Genomic DNA, 22,553 nt, shown 5'->3' on the forward strand with positions numbered 1-22,553 from the left:
TGATAGGTAATTATATTGCTATTACCAACCCCCACCCAAATTTATACAAGTGATAACTCACTCATCTCGGCAAAGGTCTTCGGGTAATCTTTCAATTATTCGTTGAAAGACAGATGGATTATCTAAGCTTTGAGATAATATCAATGCTCCCTGAACCATAATTGCTGCATCTTCCCCCCGTTGCTGGGCAAGTTTTTGATTTATCCCTGCTTCAACTAGCACATCAGCGATCGCATTAATCCAAGAGTGCATAACTGCTTTAACTTGATCGTGAAACACTTCACGCGCTGAACCAAGGGACAGAATGGCAAACATACAGGGTTGCTGTCCGCCTTCGTATAGTTCATTGAGGCGATCGCACATTCGTTGCAACCGCGTCAGTGCATCCCCTTCACCCTGGAGGGCTGGCAAAATATTTTTAGCTAACCACTGCTCAATATATTCCAGTACTGTCTTTACCATCTCATCTTTACCACCAGGAAAGTGATGGTAAAGGCTGGCTTTACCTAAACCTGTAGCTTCCGCAATTTTGGACAAGGTAGCACCATCATACCCATACTGCCGAAATAGATGCAAAAGGCAGGGAACATAAGTTTCTTTAGGCATTTTTATTTTTCATTGATTATCTATTGACATTGTACCAAACGTTCGGTAAAGTACTTTTATACCGAACGGACGGTACATAAAAAGGTAACACTTATGAATTGTGTTTTTACCCATATCAAGCAGACATTCCTAAATTGGGATGCCTTGTGTGCAATTACCTTACCAACACTAGAGCGTGAATCACTCCCGACTTACTGCTCATACCAAGTTGCAGTCAAAGATAGTAACTTGGGCTGGGAGTGGGGAGTGGGGAGTAGGGAGTAGGGAATAGGGAGTAGGAATATTATGTCTGAACGCAACTTAGTATCATTTTTCACCAACTCGCATTTATCCGAGCTATAGGACTAAATCATGATTAAGCTTTATGGTTACGAACTTTCTGGTAATAGCTACAAAGCAAAACTGATGTTGTCGGTGTTGGGTTTAGATTATGAGTGGGTCAAAGTTGATTTGATGGCAGGAGCGCACAAGCAGCCGGACTTTTTAGCATTAAATCCCTTTGGACAAGTACCACTGTTAGTAGATGGCGATATAGTATTGGCAGATGCTCAAGCCATTCTGGTGTATTTAGCCAGGCAGTATGGTGGCGAATCATGGTTGCCGTTAGAAGCAGAAGCCATGAGCCGGGTAGTACGTTGGCTCTCCACAACCGCAGGCGAAGTGCGACAAGGGCCGGAATCTGTACGGTTATACCATTTATTTAAAGCTACTAGCATTAATTTAGAGCGATCGCTGCAAAAATCCGAGTTCATCTTGACCCAATTAAATAATCATTTAGCTAATCAAGAATGGTTAGAGTTAGGTCGTCCAACAATCGCTGATATAGCAGTTTTCCCTTACATTGCCCTAGCTGGTGATGGTAAAATTGACCTCAACCCCTATCCCAACGTACTGACCTGGATTAATCGCGTCAAAAATCTCCCTGGTTTTGTAGGGATGAGTGGTATTGAAACCCCAATTGCGGCTTAGGAGGCATTATGGTACGTAAATTCGGCGAAATCGCCTTCACTCCAGAAGTACAAGCCGCCCAGGAAGAACGAGGCTCACGGGAGACTTATGAGCGCTATATTACCAATGGCCCTGCTAATGATACTGTCACACCCAAGATTGCAGAATTTATTGGTCAACTCGAAGGTTTTTATTTAGGAACAGTCAGTTCTAATGGCTACCCCTACATTCAATTTCGTGGAGGCCCGCCTGGGTTCCTCAAGGTGTTAGATGAAAATACGTTAGGCTTTGCTGATTTTTTAGGTAATGTGCAGTACATTACTGTTGGGAATCTATCTGGTAATGATAAAGCCTTTCTATTTTTGATGGATTATCGCCATCGCCGACGCATCAAGATTTGGGGTAGAGCCGAATACATTGAAGGCGAATCTAGTTTACTAGAACAAGTGCGAGTTCCCGATTATCCGGCGCAGGTGGAACGGGCAATTATTTTTCATGTCGAAGCTACAAGTGAGAACTGTCCTCAACACATTCCCATCCGCTATTCCGAAACAGAAGTTGCAGCTATGTTAGCTCCTTTACAAAATCGAATTGCTGAATTGGAACAGCAGTTACAGCATTTGTCCATAGGTTAAAACAAAAACCCAGCAAAGATGCTGGGTTAGACATTTAAAAATCACATTGTAATTTCTAGATAGTCTCTAAGCAGGTAGTTTTACACCATCTTTGATTTGCGCTTAGTAAGTGACCTAGTACTCAAAGCACCGAAGGCTAGTAAAGCCAACATAGAACTTGGTTCAGGAACATCAGCTAATCGGTAGGTGTGGTTATCGGTTTCAAATGCACGACCAGTGGATCTCAAAACTATCTTGTCAAAACTTTCGCCTGAACCAGCTAATATGTTAACGAAAACATTGTCTTTGTCGCTAGTCCAGCTACCAGTAGCTTGTGCGCCTGGAACATCTGTACCGCTAAATGTTTTCAGTAAAGTACCTTCACTATAGACATCGACAAAATTATATGTGTCTATTGACCCCCAATAGAAGCCGAAGTAATCAATAGCCTTAGCAAAGGTCAGAGTTACAGAACCAGTTCCGCCTGCAACACTGTCACCTGCTGGAGAAATCGTTAAATATTTACTATCATCACCAAAAGGTGCAGCATACTCATTTGCTTGACTACCTTGGACAATTCCGTTGGTTGCTGAATAAGTAACAAACCCATTTGGATCGGTTGCTGTGCCTGAATTAAAGTCAACAACCAAAGATCCTGGAATCGTAGATTTTGAACCTTCTCCAGCAACAGGCGCACTACCGCCTTTTGTGAGGCTAACAGCACCAGCAGGGTTAGCACTCATGAACACAACGGCGGTTCCAGCTAAGACTAATGATAGTTTTTGTAAAATAGACATTGATTTTTTTGAATAACTGTCTTAGTCACAGGGTGGCACGTTCAACAGTCATTTGTGTAGTGTAAGTACACTTTTTTACTAAAAGTTTTTATTGAATAATCCAAATTTAAAGATGTGGAAAAGCCACATATTATAAGCATTTTAACAGAATTATCTTTATATTAGCTCAGTGATTATACTTAAGATTTAATCCCTACTCCAGCAAATTCCAGAAATAACCATCAGGTGCGACAAAAGAGAAACTTTTCTCCCGAAACTCATTTTCAATAATGCTAGTAAACTTCTGCGCTGAACTGGACTTAATGCGATCGCAATATGTTTCCAAGCCTCGCACGCGGTAAGTGTAAAGCGACATCCCTAAACTACCCGGCTGGGAAAGTTCAAAGCGGGACTCTAACTGTATCGTCTCAGGAAAGCGGATAATATAGAGTCTGCCACTACGTGCAGCCATGAAGTCAGATTTGGATGAACGGGGGTCATCAAAGGCGGTAACGATAAACTTTTCCCCTGGTTTAAGGTCAAATAAATCTCGTCCGGCTGGTGAAGATTCGTAGCTAGTTTCTACATCATCACGTACACGCAACAAACCCAATACTTCTTCATAGAATTTCAGGCTTTCCTTACTGTCATCCTGTACAATCATGCCAATATGGGTAAACTGGCTTGTCTTAAAAGCACTAGCTTGGTTAATCTCCCCGTAATACGGTAATGTATAGCCAAACCTTTGAAATAATACCTGTCGAGTCAAGGGTTGTAGTAGTAGCATCTCCCGCACTCCCACAGCTTGATCGACGAAAGGACGGCTTTTTCTCTCTTTGTTATAAATTACTTCCCAATAAGGATAACTATATCTCACCGCCCAGCCGGCAGCTTTGGCATCTTCGGCATGATTGAGGATAGTGAATATATCAGCAGTCAAGGTAGTCGCCCAACGATTACCCTTAACTTTCATTGATGTTAACCCCAAACCTTGATTTGTGGGATTTTGCCAAACCATCAACCGAATCAAACCATGATCTGCATTTTGGTGATAGAGACGAATTGATCGCAAAGCTGAGTTTACCCCATACAATTGATATGCTGCGGCTTGGGGTAATTCACCTACTTGACCAATGCGATAGCCAAATTGCTCCCAATATTGAATCGCAAAAATGGGATCGGGAACGCCAATACAGACTTCATAGATACCTGCGATTGCTGTTTCATGTCCCTGATTCATGCCAAATGCAAATTGATGTTGCCTAGACTAGTTTACACGTTAGGAAATCGATGATGTCTGTATCAAGTTAGAGATGCGATCTAAATCTTGTAAGACAGCCGCAGCCGATTGATAGCGATCGCTAAAATGGTAACGCACCATTTTATCTAAAATTACTGCCAGTTCTTCACTTACCGTTGCGTTGTCTCGCCAGATTACATTTCCCGTTTCCTGGTCTGGTGGCAGTTCTTGGGGTAGTATCCCTGTGAGGGCTTGAATCCCCATCATCCCCACAGCGTAAATATCGCTAGCCAAGCGGGGATGTCCGGCGAATTGTTCTGGTGGTGCATAGCCTCGCGTACCAATAGCTACTGTCGCCAATTCTGTTCTTTCATCTGTTGGCGGCTGCATCATTTTCACCGCCCCAAAATCAATTAATACTAAGCGATTATCCGCAGCCGACCTGATAATATTAGTAGGTTTGACATCCCGATGAATTACTAAATGTTCGTGGACAAATGCTAAAATTTCTAATACACCTTTGATCATTTCCACAACAAAAGCTTCACTCTGTAAACCCGTTACAGGTGGTAACTCCTCACTCAAAGTGTGTCCAGCAATATATTCTTCTACTAAATAAAATTCTTCTTCAGCTTCAAAATAAGCAAGTAGCGCTGGGATTTGTGGATGTTTACCCAAAGACTCTAAAATTTCTGCTTCTGTAGTAAATAATCGCCGCGCCACTTGCAAAAACCTTGTATCTCGGCGTGCAGGCATTAATTTTTTCACCACACAAGTAGGATTTCCTGGACGTTGAGTATCCTGTGCTAAATAAGTACGACCAAATCCACCCGCGCCCAACACACTAGAGATACAATAACGACCACCTAATAACAAATCACCAGTCGATTTTTCTGCTTTAGTAATAGAGGAATTATGGTGGGAATGTTGGTCATAAACTGCCGTAGTATCTGCTGTTGTTGTACTTTCCTTCAAGAGGATGCTTAACTGTTCAATTACCTCCTGTTGTTTCTCAACTTGCAACATGATCAGCTTAGTTTGCTGCTGAGTGCGGTAAGTAGTGTAAGTCATTACCCCTGCACCACTAATAACTAAACTTAAAGCTGGGGGAATCAAAGGTATCCATCCAGATTGTAGGAAAAAACCAGCACAAATCAGCACCAAACCAGCTAAGACCGTACATCCAACTACTATAAATAACAACGGATGTCGTATTTTCCATCCCAGAACACCACCTACTAATGACCAAACCCAAAGCCAAACTAATTCAGCCCAGTCAGGCCAGTACCAAATTAGGGGTCTTCCATCCAATACTGTGCTGAGTAGCTGACTAGCTACCTGTGCGTGGATAAAAATTGAAGGTGTTCTCGTTGGTTGTCCTGGTGCTGCACTGTAGGGTGTATATAAACCAGGATGAATACTAGAAGCCGTCGTACCAATCATTACCAAGCGGTCTTTAACCAAGTTAGGGTCAACTTGATTGTTCAAGATTGCTGTGAGAGTAACTGTTTTAGCTAAATGCTCAGGATGACGGTAGTTGAGTAAGATTTGATAACCCATTGCATCTACACCTTGATAGCTACCAGCATCAGGTGACAGGATGGGAAAGACTGTTTTACCAAGATAAAACTTATCTTTAGCAAAATCTGGGTGAATCCCCATTTGTTCTAAATAGAAAATAGCTGCTAAAGCTGCAAATGAAAATTGTGTATTACATTTACTATCATTGGGTTCAGAAAATAATAAAGCACGCCGGACAATTTGGTCTTCTTCAATATCAGAAACTAAATCGTTATAACCAATGTTTTCTTGAGGGAAATTTTGCGGTGGTGGTATTTCTGACCTACCCATACTACTTGATAAACAAGCAGCAATAATATTACTTTTATTATCTATTCCCGATGCTAAATTTTTCTGCTCTGGTCGATAAATATTAAGAGCAATGACACGCGCTTGATGAGATTTTAATTTAATTAAAAGTTGATTGATGGTATTATCTGATAAATTTCCACCCTGTTTTGCTAAATCCTCTTCAGTAATCGTGACTAGCAAAATTCGAGAATCGAGGGATTCTACTGGACGCGATCGCAAAATTTTGTCATAGGCTTTTAACTCCCAAGACTGCAACCACTTAAGTTCTCTCACCCCCCACACCAAAGCCGTAACACCTAAACTAGTAGCCAAAATTATCCGCCACCAGTTCTTATTAAAACCAGTGTCACGATAACTCTTGTCCTTGATGAACGTGGCTTTAGTCATTTGTTATTAGTCATTAGTCATTAGTCATTAGTCCATAGTTTTCTTTCTCATCTACCTTGTCTACCTTGTCTCCCCCCTCTCCCTCATCTCCCTCATCTCCCCCTCTTTCTATGTCTCCCCCTACTCCCTAAACCTCATCACCCTCATCAACGGAACTCGCAGCCGTCAAGGGAATTGAACTAGAGGATGGTGAGGGTAAATCTAGCTGTGGTTCTTCAAGTGATGCGTTGATAGTTGTATCCGTGAAGTAGTAGCCAATAATCTTGTCATAGTTGGAGGCTACAGCCAGAAAAGCTCCACCCAATATATAAATAGGTAATGGCAGAGAAAAGGCTTTTAACCAATCAAATAATTCCGCTAAGACAAACAAAAGCAAAAAACAAACAAGCCAGACCCTCATTTTTCTATCCCCCGTGCAAGCTCATGTTCATAAGGTAAACAGCTTGCATCATACTTGATGTCCAATTTAACCACAATTTTCAGGCAATACTAGTTTGGCATATAGTCATTAGTCATTAGTTATTAGCTCTGCTCTACTCCTTCACTCCCTATTCCCTAATTCTCAGTCTCTCGTCCCAGAGATACAGGTCAGGCGATCGCTTAGTGGTTTAACCTAACACTAGAAACAATTGTAGGATAAAACCATGAATCAACAATTAATTGCTATTTTGGTGTTTGCCTTTTTGGTGTTATTTATTTTCTCGCCTTTTGCTGCTCTTGCTGGTTTAATGCTTGTTATGTTATTAGCTAGTGTATTCTTTTTAATAACTAGTTTATTACGAGTTTTAGTATCAGGTACTAATAACTAGTTCTGAGCTAAATACTAATTGTTAAATTCTCGTTTATACTTTATTTCTCTCATCTATATTTATTTATATGAAACCACCCTACTACCTTCATGTTTGGGTAAATAAATTTTAGTTTTAACTAAAAACTAGGGTGGCTTACTGAAATTACTACTTAACAACTACTGACTGTTGACAAGTTAACAAAGGTTGAGCCGATCGCAATACCGCCTCCAGTAACCCAGGAAACAGCACCTCTAAGTCTTCGCACCGCAATCTGTTAATGTGCTGTGTCCCTTCTTTACGAGTCATCACTACGCCTGACTCTCGTAAAATCTTGAAGTGGTTAGACATGGTAGATTTGGCGATCGCAAAATCAAAGTCAGCACAACAATGCTCTCCCTTAGTTGCCAACAGCCGCACAATCTCCAATCGTACTGGATCACCCAAGGCGTACAGTACCCCTGGTAACGAAATGTCTTTTCGGTCTGGATGATATAAGAATCTCATACTTGCATTATGTCTTAAAATGACTTATATTTTAATTATTCGATAATATCGAATAAACGAATTAAGGATAGTAACCATGACATCCATTATCAATGTCACAGAAGCAACATTCAAACAAGAAGTGTTGGATAGCACTGTTCCCGTGTTAGTGGACTTTTGGGCCCCTTGGTGCGGCCCTTGTCGGATGGTAGCGCCAGTGGTAGATGAAGTTGCCAGCGAATACGACGGACAAGTCAAAGTGGTGAAACTAAATACAGATCAAAATCCCACCGTTGCCAGTCATTATGGTATCCGTAGCATTCCTACACTGATGGTTTTTAAGGAAGGAAGGCAAGTTAATACAGTCGTTGGGGCTGTTTCTAAGGTTACATTGACTAAAACTTTAGCACAGCATATTCAAGAACAATAGTCATTAGTCATTAGTCATTAGTCAACAGTCAACAGTCAACAGTTATTAATCATTAGTTCTATGTCTACAAATATCAACTTATTTTCTCCTTACCAATTGGGAGAATTAGAATTACCCAACCGTGTTGTTATGGCTCCCTTAACTAGACAAAGGGCTGGCGAAGGGAATGTGCCACATCAATTAAATGCAATTTACTACGCTCAACGTGCTTCGGCTGGGTTAATTATTGCTGAAGCCACACAAGTTACACCCCAAGGACAAGGCTATCCCCATACACCAGGGATTCATTCCCCAGAACAGGTTGCAGGGTGGAAATTAGTAACTGATACTGTACATCAACAAGGCGGGAGAATTTTTCTGCAATTGTGGCACGTAGGCAGAATTTCTCATCCTGACTTACAACCGGATGGGGTATTACCTGTAGCACCTTCGGCTATTGCGCCTAAAGGTGAAGTATTTACTTATGAGGGAAAGAAACCTTATGTTACTCCTCGTGCTTTGGAAACATCGGAAATTCCAAATATTGTAGAACAATATCGCCAAGGAGCAGCGAACGCCCTAGCGGCTGGGTTTGATGGTGTAGAGATTCATAGTGCTAATGGTTATTTAATTGACCAGTTTCTTAGGGATAGCACTAATCAACGTACAGACAAGTATGGCGGTTCCGTAGAAAATCGCGCCCGGTTGTTGTTAGAAATCACTGAGGCGGTGACGAGTGTATGGGATTCTCAACGGGTGGGTGTCAGACTCTCACCCAGTGGCACATTTAATGATATTAGTGACTCAAATCCTCTAGAGACGTTTGGTTATGCGGCTCAAGCTTTGAACCGTTTCAACTTGGCATACTTACATATCTTTGAAGCTATCGAAGCAGACATTAGACACGGTGCAAAAGTTGTACCTACCAGTTATCTGCGGGAACGCTTTACAGGTACACTCATCGTTAATGGTGGTTACACCCGTGAAAAAGCTGATACTGTACTAGCAAATAACGCAGCCGATTTAGTTGCTTTTGGTACTTTGTTTATCTCCAACCCTGATTTGCCTGAACGCTTGGCACTCAATGCACCACTCAATCAGCCAGATCCCTCAACCTATTATGGTGGTGGGGAAAAAGGTTATACAGATTATCCATTTTTAGAACTTGCTAGTAAATAATTAGCATTTCTTGTAATCTACTGGCAGGCAAACTTTTACACCTAAATTGCCACAAAAACTAAATCATAGGGGAGAATCTCATGAGTAGTATCACCCAAACTCAAGCTTTAGATGTACCAAGCGCTATAGTTCAACGCCGCTCGATCAAAACTTTTAAGAATGATGCGATCGCACCTGAATTACTCAAGCAACTGGTAGAGTTAACAGTAGCCGCACCCAGTAGCTTTAATATTCAAGATTGGCGGATTATTCTCGTCCAAGATGAAGCGCAAAAGGCAGCCCTCGCCGCCGCCTCCTGGAACCAAAAACAAATTATCGAAGCACCAGTTACCTTTGTCTTTGCAGCCGATACCACGGCTGGGGAAGGAGATTTAACGCCAATTTTTGAAACAGCTTTAGGAACTGGAGCCTGGAACGAAGGTACAGTTAATTATTTTAAAGACTCAATACCCCAATTTCAAGCAGGGTTAGGAGATAAGCGTCGGGAGTACGCCATTAAAGATGCAATTATCGCAGCGACTCATTTAGTATTAGCGGCAGAAAGTTTAGGCTTATCTACCTGCTTTATGAATGGTTGGGTTGAAGACAAAGTTAAAGAAGTGATTGGCGCGGCTGATAATTCCAATTTAGCGATCGCAGTTTTAGTTCCCGTTGGCTATGCAGCAGAACCCCGATTAAACCCTGGTCGTTTGCCATTGTCTAGCAACGTCTTTGTAGATACAATTCATAATCCTTACGTCGGATAATAGGGAGTAGGAAGAAAATAGGGGGTAAGCAATTTTTACTCTTGCCCCTATTCACATTGTTTATCCTACTTTGAGAGTAAGAAACTAGAAAAGTTGTATAAAACTGACCAATCTTTTGTAAAAGAAGAAAACTAGTATTATGAATATTGCCAAACTCAGCACTGATGGCACTCATCAAGTCGTTATTTTACCTGAAGATTTTCAACTCACAGGCACAGAAGTTTATGTTAAAAAAATCGGTAATGCAATTGTTCTTATTGCCAAAGATAATCCTTGGGAATCTCTAATTGAGAGTTTAGACAAATTTTCCGATGATTTCATGACTAATAGAAATCAGCCATTAACAGAAACTAGAGAGAGTAGGTAAATGCAATACCTGCTTGATACCAATATTTGCATTTACCTCATCAAGCAAAAACCTCAAAAAGTACTGGATAAATTTCAAACCTTAAGTATTTTTGAGATAGGTATTTCCTCTATTACTGTTGCTGAACTTGAGTACGGAGTTGCTAAAAGCCAACAAAAAGAGAAAAACCGTACAGCTTTGCTACAATTTTTGCTACCTCTAGAAATTGTCGAATTTAATCAAGCATCTGCAACGATTTACGGCAGCATTAGAAGTTATCTTGAAAGTCAAGGGAGCGTTATTGGTGCAATGGGTATGCTCATCGCCGCTCATGCCTTAAGTTTAGGAGTAACTCTTGTCAGCAATAATATTAGAGAATTTTCTCGCATTCCTAATTTGTTATTAGAAAATTGGGTTTAATGGGAAAATGTTATCCTAACTTTTCTTCATATTACATATAGCAAAATTAGGATTTTTTCCCTGAATCAATTGACAAAGCTGTAATCTAATATTTTAGTAACAATGAAAAAACCTGAATAGTCACTACAACTAGTTCAGGTTTTGGTTTAAATCAAGAATTTTCTTAAAAACTGAAAAATATTAAATTCGATGCTACATCTATTGCTCTATGCTTCTTCTGATTTTTCGCTTTTATGTCCTGGTGAAGATTCATAAAGAGCATCTAATTGTTGACGGGCATCTTCAACATTAATAGAACGCATAACCAACAGAGGCTCTTTAATAAATTTACCTGTACTATCCAATAATTCTGGATGTGGTGCGACTTGTCTATTGGATGATAAGTAACCATAGCCTCCCTGATTTCCACCACCAGAACGCAACCCATCACGATCAAAACTAAACATAATTAAGTTGCGAATTAAGTTAGCAACAGCTATGACAGCCAGAACCGTAAAAGCCAGAATATAGAGTAGGTGTAACATCGGATTTTCCTCCAGGGACAGCAAATTTTGAAATTTATACTTTAAACGTTTTATTTCGCCTGTTTATTACCACTGGCGAGGCTAAATAATTAACGCACTTACAGAAATTGCGTTTATATCTATTTGGAGAAATTTGTCAACATTATCTCATAAATTGTAGCTTATAATACATTATCTTTTTCTTAAAATAATATTAAGAATTTTCTATGATCATTATGAGTAATGCAACATTCTGCCATTTGTATTAATTAGACTGCTGAGAACGAAAGCGTGCTGCTACATTCCAGCATTCAGTTACTAATTGATGCCAAGGTGTCATCGTTGCCATGTCAATTCCCACTTGCCCCTCAGTAGCAGCAAACAGCATTCTTGCTGTGTTTAGTTCTTCCTGGGCTTGCTTAACACGTAAAAGCAAGTCTAACTGCTCTTGTTCATCCATAAATGAGAGCCGCTCAGTTTCCAGAAAGTCACACGATCGCTTAAACCAATACTGAAAATCGTCTAGCAACGGTTCCAATACCGTCTTTAGCAGATCAGTTCCCGATATGTTCGAGTCTGACATAAATGAGAGAGATACTTCTAATTTCTTTATTAATATTAACTCTATTTATCTTTCTTAACATTAGTATACGCTATTTCTCAAGAAATATTTAAGCCATATCTGTAGTCATAAATACAGAAATATACATCGGCTCAGATCGTAGAAACTAGAAAAGAAATATTTTTTTGACAATTTGCTGTATTATTTATGACACAAATATTCAGTTAGAAAGAAAGCAACAGTAAAACCATCTCTTTACCCTGCCAACTTGCTGTTTTGATTAAAATAGATAAATCTCAAAACATCCCCCAGAATCAATAGGTATTTATCAACATCTTCTGCTTTAAGCAAAAGTACCTTAATTACTAAGGAAAGCGTCCACAGCAGGAACATAAGCCCGTGTTATATTTGGGTAGATTTTGAGAACTTAAATTGATAAATTACTCTTGCAGTCACTTCGCTAATGGTTCAGCAGCCAATGTCGCCTAATCAAGACCCCAACAATCAGCCAGAACAACCCCAAAAAATTTACTTACCGCGTACCAGCGAATCAGAAACCTTAAAAAAGATTCGCCACACCGCTTCCCATGTAATGGCAATGGCAGTGCAGAAGCTGTTCCCCAAGGCGCAAGTTACAATTGGCCCCTGGATTGAGAATGGATTTTATTACGACTTTGACAATCCAGAGCCATTTAGTGATAAGGATCTTAAAGCCATCCAAAAAGAGATGGTGAAGATTATTAATCGCAAACTGCCAGTAATTCGGGAAGAAGTCAGCCGCGAAGAAGCCCAACGACGCATTGAGGAAATCAAAGAGCCTTATAAATTAGAAATCTTGGCAGATATTAAACAAGAACCGATCACAATTTACCACTTAGGAGAAGAGTGGTGGGATTTGTGCGCCGGGCCTCATGTAGAAAACACTAAAGAAATCAACCCGAAAGCAATTGAGTTAGAAAGTGTTGCGGGTGCTTATTGGCGTGGGGATGAAACCAAAGCCCAATTACAACGTATTTATGCTACTGCGTGGGAGACTCCCGAACAACTAACCGAGTATAAGCGCCGCAAAGAAGAAGCCTTACGACGCGACCACCGTAAACTCGGTAAAGAATTGGGATTATTTATCTTTTCTGAACAAGTAGGGCCTGGTTTACCTTTGTGGACGCCTAAAGGTACTTTGCTACGCAGCATTTTAGAAGATTATCTCAAGCAAGAACAAATCAAACGTGGCTACCAACAGGTTGTAACCCCTCACATTGGCAGAGTTGATTTATTTAAAACCTCTGGACACTGGCAGAAATACAAAGATGATTTGTTTCCCATGATGGCAGAGGATGAAAAAGCAGCAGAACAAGAACAAGGCTTTGTTCTCAAAGCTATGAACTGCCCTTTTCACATCCAAATATACAAGAGTGAGTTACGTTCATATCGAGAATTACCGATTAGATTAGCTGAATTTGGTACTGTTTACCGTTATGAGCAATCTGGGGAACTAGGCGGTTTAACTCGTGTACGTGGCTTTACTCAAGACGATGCTCACATCTTTGTTACCCCAGAACAGTTAGATGAAGAATTTCTCAAGGTCGTAGATTTGATATTGTCGGTGATTAAGACTTTAAAATTAGGTAGTTTTAAAGCGCGACTCAGTTTCCGTGATCCAGCTAGCGATAAATACATCGGTGCAGATGAAGCTTGGAACCAAGCCGAAAATGCTATTCGTCGTGCAGTTGAAACCTTGGGGATGGATCATTTTGAAGGTATTGGGGAAGCCGCCTTCTACGGGCCTAAGTTAGACTTCATTGTCAAAGATGCTTTAGATAGAGAATGGCAATTAGGCACCGTACAGGTAGATTACAACTTACCAGAACGCTTTGATTTGGAATACGTCGCTGAAGATGGTTCCCGCAAACGTCCGGTAATGATTCACCGTGCGCCTTTCGGTTCTCTAGAACGGCTGATTGGTATCTTAATTGAAGAATATGCGGGGGATTTCCCCTTATGGTTAGCACCAGTGCAAGCGAGATTGTTACCTGTAGGCGAAGCACAGCTTGACTTTACCAAAGAGGTAGCCGCAAAAATGCAGGCATTGGGTATTCGTGCCGAAGTTGACAATAGTGGCGATCGCTTGGGTAAACTCATCCGCAACGCCGAAAAAGATAAAATACCCGTGATGGCAGTTATAGGAGCTAAGGAAGTAGAAACCAACACCCTCAGCATCCGTACCCGCGCTTCTGGGGAGTTAGGCGCTATACCTGTGGATGAAGTAGTACAGAAGATGAAGGATGCGATCGCTAACTACGAGAACTTCTAGTCATCAGTCGCCTGGATATTATCCAGGCGATAACCTCAATTAATTAAACATACTGCTATGAGTACTACAAAAAATAAAGTCAGTCCAATCTCTTTTACAGCAACTACCAGATGATTGCTCAATTGAAGATATCCAATATCATTTATAGGTAATTGATAAAGTTATGCGAGGATTAGAAATACAACAAGTGAAGATTGTAATGAACTGTATTTCGCAGATTTTGGCTTTATAAAGCAGATAAAATGTAGCCATGAAGATACTGTGAAAATCTCAAATTTTTTAAGAAAAAGTTAAATCAAGCTAATCGTAAATACATAATTTCTGACAAATTTTAAGGTTGTACAAATTGTTTATCTTTTGCGGAAATTTTTAATTAGAATATGTATATAACATTACTATAATTAATATTAGAGCCTGTTGGAGGGCTGCTATGAAGTATTGTCGCCCCCGACTTCATTTTCGAGGCGGTTGGTTTTTGGCTATAGCTGCAACTGTAATTAGTACACCTGTAATTGCACAGACAGCTAATTTTGCCACACTTAACTTATCACCAGGGTTTACACCAGCACAAGGAAAGGTTTCTGGTTATACAGGTGGTGGCTATTCTGTCTCTGCTATTAGTAATCGCGATCGCGATAAAAAACCTTGCATTGGCTTTGCTGACCCCAAGCCAGACCACATCATGGTGTTAGAAAAAGACTTCCCGCGTCTGAAATTACAAATTAATAGTGGTGGGACTGATACTACCCTATTAATTCAAGGGCCAGACGATAAAACAATTCGTTGTGGTGATGACACAGGAAAGAGTAAAGACGCTAGTATTGATGACCGCAACTGGAAAAAAGGTACTTATCATATCTGGATTGCCACATTTAATCCTGGTGTCAAACGCAATTACACCTTAATTGTCCAAGAGCAATAAAACCCTTACACCCAGTCTTAAAATAGATAATCTAAGTGCATCAGTCCTAAATCAAAGTCTTAGTTTAGGATGAAAAATTTTTGTCTGCATAATAATTAACAACATGAGCGATATGATCAAACAGTAGCTTGTTGTGCTTTACCGAGGGTACTATCTCGTGCTATCTACACTACGTGCGGACTTTCGTATTATATTTGAACGTGACCCGGCTGCCCGTAACTTGCTGGAGGTCTTGTTTTGTTACCCCGGTTTGCAAGCCCTATTATTCCATCGGGTAGCTAACTGGCTTCATCGTGTCGGGATACCGTTTATACCCCGTCTGATTTCTCATATTGCCCGATTTTTAACAGGGATTGAAATTCACCCTGGTGCAACAATAGGAGAAGGTGTGTTTATCGACCACGGTATGGGTGTAGTAATTGGTGAGACTGCGATCATCGGAAATTACGCCTTAATTTATCAAGGTGTTACCCTTGGGGGAACAGGTAAAGAAAGCGGTAAACGTCACCCAACTCTGGGGGAAAATGTTGTTGTTGGTGCGGGTGCTAAGGTACTCGGTAATATTGAAATTGGCAACAATGTGCGTATTGGTGCTGGGTCTGTTGTGTTAAGAGATGTACCCTCTAACTGTACAGTTGTGGGTATTCCAGGGCGAATTGTTTATCGTTCTGGTGCTAGAGTCGATCCCTTGGAACATAACAATTTACCCGACTCCGAAGCGCAAGTAATTCGTGCTTTAGTTGACCGCATCGAATTATTAGAACAGCAAATACAAGCTTTACAGGATAACCAGTCTGTTTCCAAATCTTTTGCTTTAGTTGCTGCGACTGCTTCAGAAGAAAAAATTTCTCATGATTCTCAATGGTGCAATCTCAAGGATAAGGCAATACAAGAATTTCTTGATGGTGCAGGGATCTAGAGGAAATTCAAAATTCCCGAACCTCTCTTTCACAACTTCCCCTTTACTTGTTCCCACTCCCTACTCCCTACTCCGCATTTATGGATTAACAGTCTGCATAGACCATTCTTGGTCATCAAGACGATAGAGGTAACGGTTTTGTGGTTCACCACGTAATTCCAAATGGTCTACCTGGTTGGGTTCGAGGAGTAGTAGGCAAAAATTCGGTATGGGTTTTTGAGGATCAGGTGGCGGTGGGTTAAAAGCTGCCTGATCTTCTTTGTCTTTCCCAGGATGAGGCCAAGCAAACTGTAAGCGTGCTGCATCACTGAGTTCTTGCCAAGTAGCAATTCGGGCTGGTTGGAGATGAGGGTAAGATTCATTGTTTACCAAGGTTAAACAGCCACTAATGCGGAATTGTTCTCTTGTGTTTGGGAAGTACCAACAGGCTTCTGCCCAAGCGTGCTGCTGTATCTGGTCGATTTTATCGCTTCGGGCATCGGTAATGAATTTTAGCTGGTTAGTATCGGCTAAAAAGCCTCTAAAAACTACAGTCCGATTAGCTGGATGACCATTGGCTTTGACTGTGGCTAATTGTAGGTAACGAGAGTAAACTAAGCTGCGGTTACGATGGAGAGCATGGGCGATCGCACTTCGCCAAGGAGCAAGGGACATATTTTATAATTCGTAATTTGTAATTTTGAATACAATTATCTTGGTCAAAATAGGTTTTTTGCTAATACTAAAAGTAATATTTATTAAATTTTCGTAAAGTTTTTTAGCTGGATATCCTTTCTCTGTTCAGTTTTTCTTTATTTATGAGTTTTTTCAATACTGTTAATAATTGCTACTACGTATATAACCTTTTTAGGTAGAAAAAGACATTATACACTATAAATTTATGTGGCAATTTGTACAGTTACGACATAGCGCAAAGTGGAAAAATTTTCAATCTTTTATCCTCAATCCACTTGGTCTATAGTCGTAATCTGTGAATAAGCAATAAGACTAGTTTTATGGTTCGTGAGCTTGAGAGAAAACGTCAGAGTGCAAGGTTTCCTGAATCTGCCCCGGCTGCAAATCCGGTATTTTTTAGAACTTATAGCCGCCGTACAGAAGCGGGGTTAAGGGAAACATGGGATGAGGTATGCGATCGCACCCTCAAGGATTTGATTGAATTAGGTAAGCTTACTGAAGAAGAAGTAGCAATTCTAGAGAAGTCACAACGGAACCTCAAAGCCTTACCCAGTGGTCGTTGGTTGTGGGTAGGGGGTACAGACTGGGTTAACAAATCCAAAAACTTCTCCGGTGCGTATAATTGCACATCCACCAACCTCAAAGACTGGAAAGCCTTTGGGTTGATGATGAATCTGGCGATGATGGGCTGTGGGACGGGGGCTGTCATCGAACCACAACATACTAATCAACTACCACCCATCCGTAATCGCTTGAATGTTATTGTTCAAGGAGAAATTGGTACTACTGCTAAAAATTTACGTCGTGAATTTACACAAACCGTTATAGAAGGTAACAAAGCTACTATCTACGTTGGAGATAGCCGTGAGGGTTGGGTAGAATCTTATCAAGCCCTGCTGGAACTGTCCACCGATGAAAGATTTACTGATGAAGTACAGGTATTTGTTGATGTGAGCGATGTACGCCAAGCGGGGGAAACCCTCAAAGGCTTTGGAGGAGTTGCTAATCCTGTAAAGTTACCGGGATTGTATCAACGCTGTGCAGCCATTCTCAATAAAGCTGTAGGCAGACAATTAAACTCCGTAGAGTGCTGTCTGTTAATTGACGAGGCGGCTGTAACAATTGTTGCAGGCAATATACGAAGAAGCGCGGGCATGAGGCAGTTCACCTCTGACGACCAATTGGGGGCAAATGCCAAAGATAACCTGTGGCAGCAAGATGAAAACGGTAACTGGCGTATTGATCCTGAGCGTGATTCTTTACGAATGGCAAATCATACCAGAGTTTTTCACCGCAAGCCTACACTGCAAGAATCTATTGATGCTGTACGTAAACAATACTACAGTGGCGAAGGTGCGATTCAATGGGCTGGAGAAGCTATAGCTAGAGCAAATATTGATTTACTACCCACACAAGCTTTAAAAGTTGATTTCTTGAAGGCTTATAAGCAAGGAACAGCTAAAAATTGGTTAGAAAAACATTATCCACATATAGATACTGATGAGTTAGAGCATCGCTTGGCTCGATATGGCTTAAATCCTTGTGGAGAAATTATTGGTAGTGACTTCCACTGTAATCTATCAGAAGTTCACCTGAATCAAATTGACCCATTTGATTACAAAGAACAAGAGGAGGCTTTCACGGCTGGGGCTTTATCTGTAGCGACACTTTTAAACCATAAATTCCAAGAACCGCGCTATCAATATAGTCGGGAATTAGACCCAATTGTCGGGGTTTCTTTTACTGGCTTGTTTGATTTCTTTGTCCATGCTTTTGGTGTGGAGTGGTTGCGCTGGTGGGAGGAAGGTAGACCGGAAACAACCCAAGGATTGGCGTTTAAGCGCGAGGAAGAAAAATACCTTACCTCTTGGCGCGAGATTGTGCATCGGGTAGTGTGGGATTATTGCGATCGCCACAACATTAAACGCCCCAATCGTTGTACTACAGTCCAGCCTAGTGGGACAAAATCACTTCTTACTGGTGCTAGTCCTGGTTGGCATCCCCCCAAAGCTCAAAGGTTTATCCGTCGGATTACGTTCCGTAAAAATGACCCCGTAGCTTTGGCTTGTATTGACTACGGTTACAACGTCATACCATCGCAGTCAGATAAGGATGAACAGGGTAACTTGCTTAATGATCCCTTCGATCCTAGAGTGACTGAATGGCTAGTAGAAATTCCTGTTGCTGTATCTTGGGCTGATTTAGCGGGTGCTGATACTATTGAAATCAGTAAATTTGGTGCGATCGCCCAAATGGATTTTTATATGCAGGTACAGAAGTTCTACGTTACCCACAACACATCTGCAACCATTGAACTCCGGGAACACGAAGTAGAAACTTTAGGTACAAAAATTTGGGAAGCCATTCACAACGATGAAGGCTATATCAGTGCTGCACTTCTCGCTAGATTTGATGACCATCAAACTTTCCCTCGCCTACCATTTGAACCGATTTCTAAAGAAACTTATGAGCAAATGGTGGCTGAAGTTGCCCAACGTCGCAAAACTGATGATTTCTACACCGTTGTCAGCCGCTATGATTTCGGCGAGTTAATGGAAGTAGGCCCAGCAGGTTGTGACTCTGATAAGTGCATGATGCCTGAACAAAGTCCGAATTAGTCCATAGTCAATAGTCCATAGTTAAATGAACTGTGGACTATTGACTGTTGACTGTTGACTAATGACTAGACTCATCTACTAACTTGTCCAACTCATACTGCATCTTGCTTAAAACCAAGTTGTAGCATTCATTGACATAATGGCGATCGCTTGCGGCTTCCCTGCCATAATGTTCAAATACAATCGGTGGACAAATCCGCGTGTGTATGGTGACAGGAAAAGGAATATTGGGTAATGGGCCGATTGATAATCCCCAAGGCCAGCCTAGATAAATGGGAAATACTACTGGATCGATACCAAGTAACCAAGGCATTCCGCGATCGTGTAATTTCCTGACAATTTTATATATGTCCGCTAGCACAATTAAAGTATCGTGAGCGCCAGAGGAAATTGCCGGAATAATCGGTACATTTTCCCGCAGTGCTAGTTTAATAAATCCTTGTCTGTCAGCAAAATAGATTTTATTACGTAAATTATAGGGACGAAAAACGTCTTCTGCTCCCCCTGGATAAACTAATAAACTAGCTCCAGAGCGTAAAGCCGCATAAGCCATTTTAGGATGAGCCATAATCGCTCCGGTTTTCGCTACTAGCCCCGCGATTGGTGGGGTAACTTCCCAAACTCTGGGGTGCATCAGACCATAGACTGGTCGTTCTACTCCAAATCGGCGAAACCAGTCATACATCATCATCAGCATATCAGGAGCCGCTAGTCCACCATTATGGGAACCAACAATTAAGGCTTTCTGCTGTGCGGGGATGTTTTCCCAACCACTGGTTTGCACTCGAAAATAATGATCATAGAAAAAACCCAATATGGGCATAACAGATTTAATAAACTCTGGATCTCGCTCTTGTAAAGACCATCCAAGTTTTGTGTTTCGGGTATGTTGCTTTTGAGACAAAGTTACAGTCATTAGTCATTGGTCAGTAGTCATTAGTCTATAGTCAATAGTCCACAGTCAATAGTCAATAGTCCATAGCCAACTGACGACGGTTTACCCTGAGCGCAGCCGAAGGGTAAACTGTCAACTGTTAACTAACCACTGACTACGGAAAAATTGTGATACGCTATCAGCGTCGGGTGTGTATGAGGTACTAAATATGAGTAAATTGCGGGTGGGATTGTTGTTTGGCGGTCGTTCTGGAGAACATGAGGTTTCTATAAGTTCAGCACGGGCGATTGCTTCAGCCCTCAGTGCTGGGGAAAATGCTAATAAGTACGAAATCTTACCTTTTTATATTCAAAAGGATGGGCGGTGGTTAGCAGGTGAAGCGCCGCAAAAGGTTTTGCAGTCGGGTGTACCTCTGTTGGAATCGTCAAACTCCTCATCATCAACCGCAAGTAATATTGTAGCCAATCCGCAGCAACAAACCCTGGAACGTTGGCACTCACCTTCTCAAGTGGCGGAAGTGGATGTTTGGTTTCCCATTCTGCACGGGCCGAATGGTGAAGATGGGACAATTCAGGGCTTACTTACCCTCATGCAAATTCCCTTCGTTGGTTCTGGGGTTTTGGGTTCGGCGCTGGGGATGGATAAGATAGCGATGAAGATGGCTTTTGCCCAAGCTGGTATTCCTCAAGTCAAGTATAAGGCTGTGACTAGAGCGCAGGTATGGTCTAATGCTTGTGTATTTCCTAAATTATGTGATGAAATTGAGGCGGATTTAGGCTATCCCTGTTTTGTGAAACCTGCTAACCTGGGTTCTTCTGTAGGGATTTCCAAAGTGCGATCGCGTCAAGAATTAGAAAATGCTTTAGATAATGCTGCTCATTATGACCGCCGAATTATTGTAGAAGCTGGGGTTGTAGCCAGGGAAGTTGAGTGTGCTGTTTTAGGTAACGACCAACCCCAAGCTTCAGTAGTTGGGGAAATTACCTTTGATAGTGATTTTTATGATTACGAAACTAAATATACTCAAGGCAAAGCAGATTTACTGATTCCTGCTGCCATTCCCGACGAAATCAGCCGTAAAATTCAAGACATGGCTGTGCAAGCCTTCGCTGCTGTTGACGCTGCTGGATTAGCTAGAGTAGACTTTTTCTACGTGGAAGCTACAGGCGAAGTGTTGATCAATGAAATCAATACCCTACCAGGGTTCACCGCTACCAGTATGTATCCCCAACTCTGGGCCTATAGTGGCATCCCCTTTCCAGAATTGGTGGATAGGTTAGTTCAACTGGCAATAGAAAGACATAATCCTAGTGTTTAGTCATTGGTAATTGGTAATTAGTCAACTATAAAAAGCAGCAAATTTGGCAGAAAAGCGAATTTTGTAACCTAGATGGCACAAAAAGACTACTAAAATCGTTAAATCGGCTACGGATACCTCTTAGCTCGCCCCTTTAGTACAATCATGAACTAGAGGGGAATTAATCTGAAAGTGATCATGGAAAACAATCAGAGCATAAAGCATGAGCTAAATCAGGTAAAAAGACCTAAAGCAGTGCTAAAAAGCAGTAAATCCGTAGCAATCAATGGCTACAAAATTTTTATCTATCTGCTGACACGTCATCCCTTACTTTTATTGGCTGGGGTGTTCACAACAGTTATAGGAACGGCTAGTTTATCCTTATATAGCCTAGTCCATGTAAGTGATGTGGAACAGTTAGAAGCAGAACCAGTGCCAGCAGTAGTTGAGCAGCCTATTATTACTAATGCTGAGAATAGCGATCCTCTGCCTATGTGGATGGTGGTAGCGATCGCTCTTAGTTGTGCTAGTGGTTGTTTGGTAATTTTCCGTTTACTTAACCCACCAACACAGCGTCCTCAAGTCCAAAAGTGGCTGGCTATTTCTCATCAAGTACCATCTATACCATCCCGCGCCGCAAGGAAACAACAGCCTGTTATCAAGCCTCATCCTATTCCGGCACGCAAGCCAACAAGGCCGCCAATGACTCCTATGCAGGCTATTAAGAACCCTATAGTGGCGGTTATGTCAGCAGAACCAAGAAATCCATTTGAGGAAAGTAGGGAATCCTTGGTTGATTTGTTAGATTGGCGTAAACACAATTCTTTGACTTCGATTTTACAGCAGTATTCCTCTTAAATTTGGTAATGGGTAATAGCTAATTGGTAATTGGTTTTGACGATGGCCCTTTGGGTATGCCTCCGGCACGCCAAGGGCGAACACCAGTTCCCTACGGCAGGAAACCCGCCTACAGGACTGGACTCACCAATGACCGATTACCAATTACCAATTACCAATACCCTATAGGGTTACTC

General features: G+C 41.4%; 26 protein-coding genes. 16 read left to right on the top strand and 10 right to left on the bottom strand.

The window, feature by feature from the left end:
- Nucleotides 1-57 precede the first annotated feature (57 nt).
- Nucleotides 58-606, bottom strand: coding sequence for a TetR/AcrR family transcriptional regulator (locus NSMS1_RS05505; protein ID WP_224091779.1), 549 nt, complete (start codon nt 604-606; stop codon nt 58-60).
- Nucleotides 607-699: 93 nt separating this feature from the next.
- Here NSMS1_RS05505 and NSMS1_RS05510 point away from each other — a divergent pair, with 93 nt between their 5' ends.
- The 3 genes from NSMS1_RS05510 (at nt 700) to NSMS1_RS05520 (ending at nt 2,189) form a co-directional block, all read left to right on the top strand.
- The gene (locus NSMS1_RS05510) at nt 700-870 is read left to right on the top strand and encodes a hypothetical protein (RefSeq protein ID WP_224091780.1); all 171 of its coding nucleotides are present in this window, start codon (nt 700-702) and stop codon (nt 868-870) included.
- A gap of 87 nt (nt 871-957) precedes the next feature.
- Nucleotides 958-1,575: a glutathione S-transferase family protein gene (locus tag NSMS1_RS05515; protein WP_224091781.1), complete on the top strand. Its 618-nt coding sequence runs from the start codon at nt 958-960 to the stop codon at nt 1,573-1,575.
- Between the two features lie 8 nt (nt 1,576-1,583).
- Nucleotides 1,584-2,189, top strand: a complete 606-nt coding sequence (locus NSMS1_RS05520) for a pyridoxamine 5'-phosphate oxidase family protein (RefSeq protein ID WP_224091783.1) — start codon at nt 1,584-1,586, stop codon at nt 2,187-2,189.
- Nucleotides 2,190-2,269: 80 nt separating this feature from the next.
- On the opposite strand, the gene NSMS1_RS05525 is transcribed toward NSMS1_RS05520, so the two are convergent.
- The 4 genes from NSMS1_RS05525 to NSMS1_RS05540 form a co-directional block, all read right to left on the bottom strand.
- Nucleotides 2,270-2,965 carry a PEP-CTERM sorting domain-containing protein gene (locus NSMS1_RS05525; RefSeq protein WP_224091785.1) on the bottom strand — a complete coding sequence of 232 codons (696 nt, stop codon included), beginning with the start codon at nt 2,963-2,965 and terminating at the stop codon, nt 2,270-2,272.
- A 193-nt stretch (nt 2,966-3,158) separates the two neighbouring features.
- Nucleotides 3,159-4,184, bottom strand: a complete 1,026-nt coding sequence (locus tag NSMS1_RS05530; protein ID WP_224091786.1) for a VOC family protein — start codon at nt 4,182-4,184, stop codon at nt 3,159-3,161.
- A 39-nt stretch (nt 4,185-4,223) separates the two neighbouring features.
- The gene (locus tag NSMS1_RS05535) at nt 4,224-6,443 is read right to left on the bottom strand and encodes a CHASE2 domain-containing protein (RefSeq protein WP_224091787.1); all 2,220 of its coding nucleotides are present in this window, start codon (nt 6,441-6,443) and stop codon (nt 4,224-4,226) included.
- A gap of 127 nt (nt 6,444-6,570) precedes the next feature.
- Complete coding sequence (locus NSMS1_RS05540) at nt 6,571-6,843, bottom strand: hypothetical protein (RefSeq protein ID WP_224091788.1); 273 nt, start codon at nt 6,841-6,843, stop codon at nt 6,571-6,573.
- Nucleotides 6,844-7,087: 244 nt separating this feature from the next.
- Here NSMS1_RS05540 and NSMS1_RS05545 point away from each other — a divergent pair, with 244 nt between their 5' ends.
- Nucleotides 7,088-7,252 (top strand): hypothetical protein, encoded by a 165-nt coding sequence (locus tag NSMS1_RS05545; protein WP_224091789.1) that lies wholly within the window; start codon nt 7,088-7,090, stop codon nt 7,250-7,252.
- Nucleotides 7,253-7,399: 147 nt separating this feature from the next.
- Here the strand turns inward: NSMS1_RS05545 and NSMS1_RS05550 are convergent, their stop codons facing one another.
- Complete coding sequence (locus NSMS1_RS05550; RefSeq protein ID WP_224091790.1) at nt 7,400-7,738, bottom strand: ArsR/SmtB family transcription factor; 339 nt, start codon at nt 7,736-7,738, stop codon at nt 7,400-7,402.
- 76 nt (nt 7,739-7,814) lie between these two features.
- On the opposite strand from NSMS1_RS05550, the gene trxA reads away from it, so the two are divergent.
- The 5 genes from trxA (at nt 7,815) to vapC (ending at nt 10,817) form a co-directional block, all read left to right on the top strand.
- Nucleotides 7,815-8,147: a thioredoxin gene (gene trxA / locus NSMS1_RS05555; RefSeq protein WP_224091791.1), complete on the top strand. Its 333-nt coding sequence runs from the start codon at nt 7,815-7,817 to the stop codon at nt 8,145-8,147.
- A gap of 60 nt (nt 8,148-8,207) precedes the next feature.
- Complete coding sequence (locus tag NSMS1_RS05560; protein WP_224091792.1) at nt 8,208-9,305, top strand: alkene reductase; 1,098 nt, start codon at nt 8,208-8,210, stop codon at nt 9,303-9,305.
- A gap of 80 nt (nt 9,306-9,385) precedes the next feature.
- Entirely contained in the window at nt 9,386-10,051 is a 666-nt protein-coding gene (locus tag NSMS1_RS05565; protein ID WP_224091793.1) for a nitroreductase family protein, read from the top strand.
- A 139-nt stretch (nt 10,052-10,190) separates the two neighbouring features.
- Nucleotides 10,191-10,418, top strand: coding sequence for an antitoxin (locus NSMS1_RS05570; RefSeq protein WP_224091794.1), 228 nt, complete (start codon nt 10,191-10,193; stop codon nt 10,416-10,418).
- The gene (gene vapC, locus NSMS1_RS05575) at nt 10,419-10,817 is read left to right on the top strand and encodes a type II toxin-antitoxin system tRNA(fMet)-specific endonuclease VapC (protein ID WP_224091795.1); all 399 of its coding nucleotides are present in this window, start codon (nt 10,419-10,421) and stop codon (nt 10,815-10,817) included.
- A gap of 206 nt (nt 10,818-11,023) precedes the next feature.
- Here vapC and NSMS1_RS05580 read toward each other — a convergent pair whose 3' ends face one another.
- Together NSMS1_RS05580 and NSMS1_RS05585 are read right to left on the bottom strand one after the other, a co-directional pair.
- Nucleotides 11,024-11,341: a DUF2973 domain-containing protein gene (locus tag NSMS1_RS05580; RefSeq protein WP_224091796.1), complete on the bottom strand. Its 318-nt coding sequence runs from the start codon at nt 11,339-11,341 to the stop codon at nt 11,024-11,026.
- 244 nt (nt 11,342-11,585) lie between these two features.
- Nucleotides 11,586-11,903, bottom strand: a complete 318-nt coding sequence (locus tag NSMS1_RS05585; protein ID WP_224091797.1) for a DUF2605 domain-containing protein — start codon at nt 11,901-11,903, stop codon at nt 11,586-11,588.
- A gap of 442 nt (nt 11,904-12,345) precedes the next feature.
- Here NSMS1_RS05585 and thrS point away from each other — a divergent pair, with 442 nt between their 5' ends.
- The 3 genes from thrS (at nt 12,346) to cysE (ending at nt 16,034) form a co-directional block, all read left to right on the top strand.
- Complete coding sequence (gene thrS / locus NSMS1_RS05590; RefSeq protein ID WP_224091798.1) at nt 12,346-14,193, top strand: threonine--tRNA ligase; 1,848 nt, start codon at nt 12,346-12,348, stop codon at nt 14,191-14,193.
- 430 nt (nt 14,194-14,623) lie between these two features.
- Entirely contained in the window at nt 14,624-15,115 is a 492-nt protein-coding gene (locus tag NSMS1_RS05595) for a hypothetical protein (protein ID WP_224091799.1), read from the top strand.
- 157 nt (nt 15,116-15,272) lie between these two features.
- Nucleotides 15,273-16,034, top strand: a complete 762-nt coding sequence (gene cysE / locus NSMS1_RS05600) for a serine O-acetyltransferase (RefSeq protein WP_224091800.1) — start codon at nt 15,273-15,275, stop codon at nt 16,032-16,034.
- Nucleotides 16,035-16,112: 78 nt separating this feature from the next.
- On the opposite strand, the gene NSMS1_RS05605 is transcribed toward cysE, so the two are convergent.
- Nucleotides 16,113-16,688 carry an Npun_F5749 family FMN-dependent PPOX-type flavoprotein gene (locus NSMS1_RS05605; RefSeq protein WP_224091802.1) on the bottom strand — a complete coding sequence of 192 codons (576 nt, stop codon included), beginning with the start codon at nt 16,686-16,688 and terminating at the stop codon, nt 16,113-16,115.
- 341 nt (nt 16,689-17,029) lie between these two features.
- Here NSMS1_RS05605 and nrdJ point away from each other — a divergent pair, with 341 nt between their 5' ends.
- The gene (gene nrdJ / locus NSMS1_RS05610) at nt 17,030-19,327 is read left to right on the top strand and encodes a ribonucleoside-triphosphate reductase, adenosylcobalamin-dependent (RefSeq protein ID WP_224091804.1); all 2,298 of its coding nucleotides are present in this window, start codon (nt 17,030-17,032) and stop codon (nt 19,325-19,327) included.
- Between the two features lie 58 nt (nt 19,328-19,385).
- Here the strand turns inward: nrdJ and NSMS1_RS05615 are convergent, their stop codons facing one another.
- Complete coding sequence (locus NSMS1_RS05615) at nt 19,386-20,231, bottom strand: lysophospholipid acyltransferase family protein (RefSeq protein ID WP_224095118.1); 846 nt, start codon at nt 20,229-20,231, stop codon at nt 19,386-19,388.
- A gap of 199 nt (nt 20,232-20,430) precedes the next feature.
- Between NSMS1_RS05615 and NSMS1_RS05620 the strand changes: the two genes are divergently transcribed.
- The 3 genes from NSMS1_RS05620 to NSMS1_RS35030 all read left to right on the top strand — a co-directional run bounded on the left by NSMS1_RS05620 (nt 20,431) and on the right by NSMS1_RS35030 (nt 22,545).
- Complete coding sequence (locus NSMS1_RS05620; RefSeq protein ID WP_224091805.1) at nt 20,431-21,540, top strand: D-alanine--D-alanine ligase family protein; 1,110 nt, start codon at nt 20,431-20,433, stop codon at nt 21,538-21,540.
- A gap of 177 nt (nt 21,541-21,717) precedes the next feature.
- Nucleotides 21,718-22,377, top strand: a complete 660-nt coding sequence (locus tag NSMS1_RS05625; protein ID WP_224091806.1) for a hypothetical protein — start codon at nt 21,718-21,720, stop codon at nt 22,375-22,377.
- A gap of 36 nt (nt 22,378-22,413) precedes the next feature.
- Entirely contained in the window at nt 22,414-22,545 is a 132-nt protein-coding gene (locus tag NSMS1_RS35030) for a hypothetical protein (RefSeq protein WP_263432562.1), read from the top strand.
- Nucleotides 22,546-22,553: the final 8 nt, after the last annotated feature.

The organism is Nostoc sp. MS1 (assembly GCF_019976755.1).
GTDB lineage: Bacteria > Cyanobacteriota > Cyanobacteriia > Cyanobacteriales > Nostocaceae > Trichormus.

Coding starts and splice junctions, on each gene's coding strand:
- NSMS1_RS05535 (WP_224091787.1), bottom strand. CDS start 6,443: ATGACTAAAGCCACGTTCATCAAGGACAAGAGTTATCGTGACACTGGT.
- NSMS1_RS05560 (WP_224091792.1), top strand. CDS start 8,208: ATGTCTACAAATATCAACTTATTTTCTCCTTACCAATTGGGAGAATTA.
- NSMS1_RS05515 (WP_224091781.1), top strand. CDS start 958: ATGATTAAGCTTTATGGTTACGAACTTTCTGGTAATAGCTACAAAGCA.
- NSMS1_RS05605 (WP_224091802.1), bottom strand. CDS start 16,688: ATGTCCCTTGCTCCTTGGCGAAGTGCGATCGCCCATGCTCTCCATCGT.
- NSMS1_RS05570 (WP_224091794.1), top strand. CDS start 10,191: ATGAATATTGCCAAACTCAGCACTGATGGCACTCATCAAGTCGTTATT.
- NSMS1_RS05525 (WP_224091785.1), bottom strand. CDS start 2,965: ATGTCTATTTTACAAAAACTATCATTAGTCTTAGCTGGAACCGCCGTT.
- NSMS1_RS05620 (WP_224091805.1), top strand. CDS start 20,431: ATGAGTAAATTGCGGGTGGGATTGTTGTTTGGCGGTCGTTCTGGAGAA.
- NSMS1_RS05595 (WP_224091799.1), top strand. CDS start 14,624: ATGAAGTATTGTCGCCCCCGACTTCATTTTCGAGGCGGTTGGTTTTTG.
- NSMS1_RS05580 (WP_224091796.1), bottom strand. CDS start 11,341: ATGTTACACCTACTCTATATTCTGGCTTTTACGGTTCTGGCTGTCATA.
- NSMS1_RS05550 (WP_224091790.1), bottom strand. CDS start 7,738: ATGAGATTCTTATATCATCCAGACCGAAAAGACATTTCGTTACCAGGG.
- NSMS1_RS05510 (WP_224091780.1), top strand. CDS start 700: ATGAATTGTGTTTTTACCCATATCAAGCAGACATTCCTAAATTGGGAT.
- nrdJ (WP_224091804.1), top strand. CDS start 17,030: ATGGTTCGTGAGCTTGAGAGAAAACGTCAGAGTGCAAGGTTTCCTGAA.
- NSMS1_RS05540 (WP_224091788.1), bottom strand. CDS start 6,843: ATGAGGGTCTGGCTTGTTTGTTTTTTGCTTTTGTTTGTCTTAGCGGAA.
- thrS (WP_224091798.1), top strand. CDS start 12,346: ATGGTTCAGCAGCCAATGTCGCCTAATCAAGACCCCAACAATCAGCCA.
- vapC (WP_224091795.1), top strand. CDS start 10,419: ATGCAATACCTGCTTGATACCAATATTTGCATTTACCTCATCAAGCAA.
- NSMS1_RS05530 (WP_224091786.1), bottom strand. CDS start 4,184: ATGAATCAGGGACATGAAACAGCAATCGCAGGTATCTATGAAGTCTGT.
- NSMS1_RS05585 (WP_224091797.1), bottom strand. CDS start 11,903: ATGTCAGACTCGAACATATCGGGAACTGATCTGCTAAAGACGGTATTG.
- NSMS1_RS05505 (WP_224091779.1), bottom strand. CDS start 606: ATGCCTAAAGAAACTTATGTTCCCTGCCTTTTGCATCTATTTCGGCAG.
- NSMS1_RS05625 (WP_224091806.1), top strand. CDS start 21,718: ATGGAAAACAATCAGAGCATAAAGCATGAGCTAAATCAGGTAAAAAGA.
- trxA (WP_224091791.1), top strand. CDS start 7,815: ATGACATCCATTATCAATGTCACAGAAGCAACATTCAAACAAGAAGTG.
- NSMS1_RS05520 (WP_224091783.1), top strand. CDS start 1,584: ATGGTACGTAAATTCGGCGAAATCGCCTTCACTCCAGAAGTACAAGCC.
- NSMS1_RS05565 (WP_224091793.1), top strand. CDS start 9,386: ATGAGTAGTATCACCCAAACTCAAGCTTTAGATGTACCAAGCGCTATA.
- NSMS1_RS05545 (WP_224091789.1), top strand. CDS start 7,088: ATGAATCAACAATTAATTGCTATTTTGGTGTTTGCCTTTTTGGTGTTA.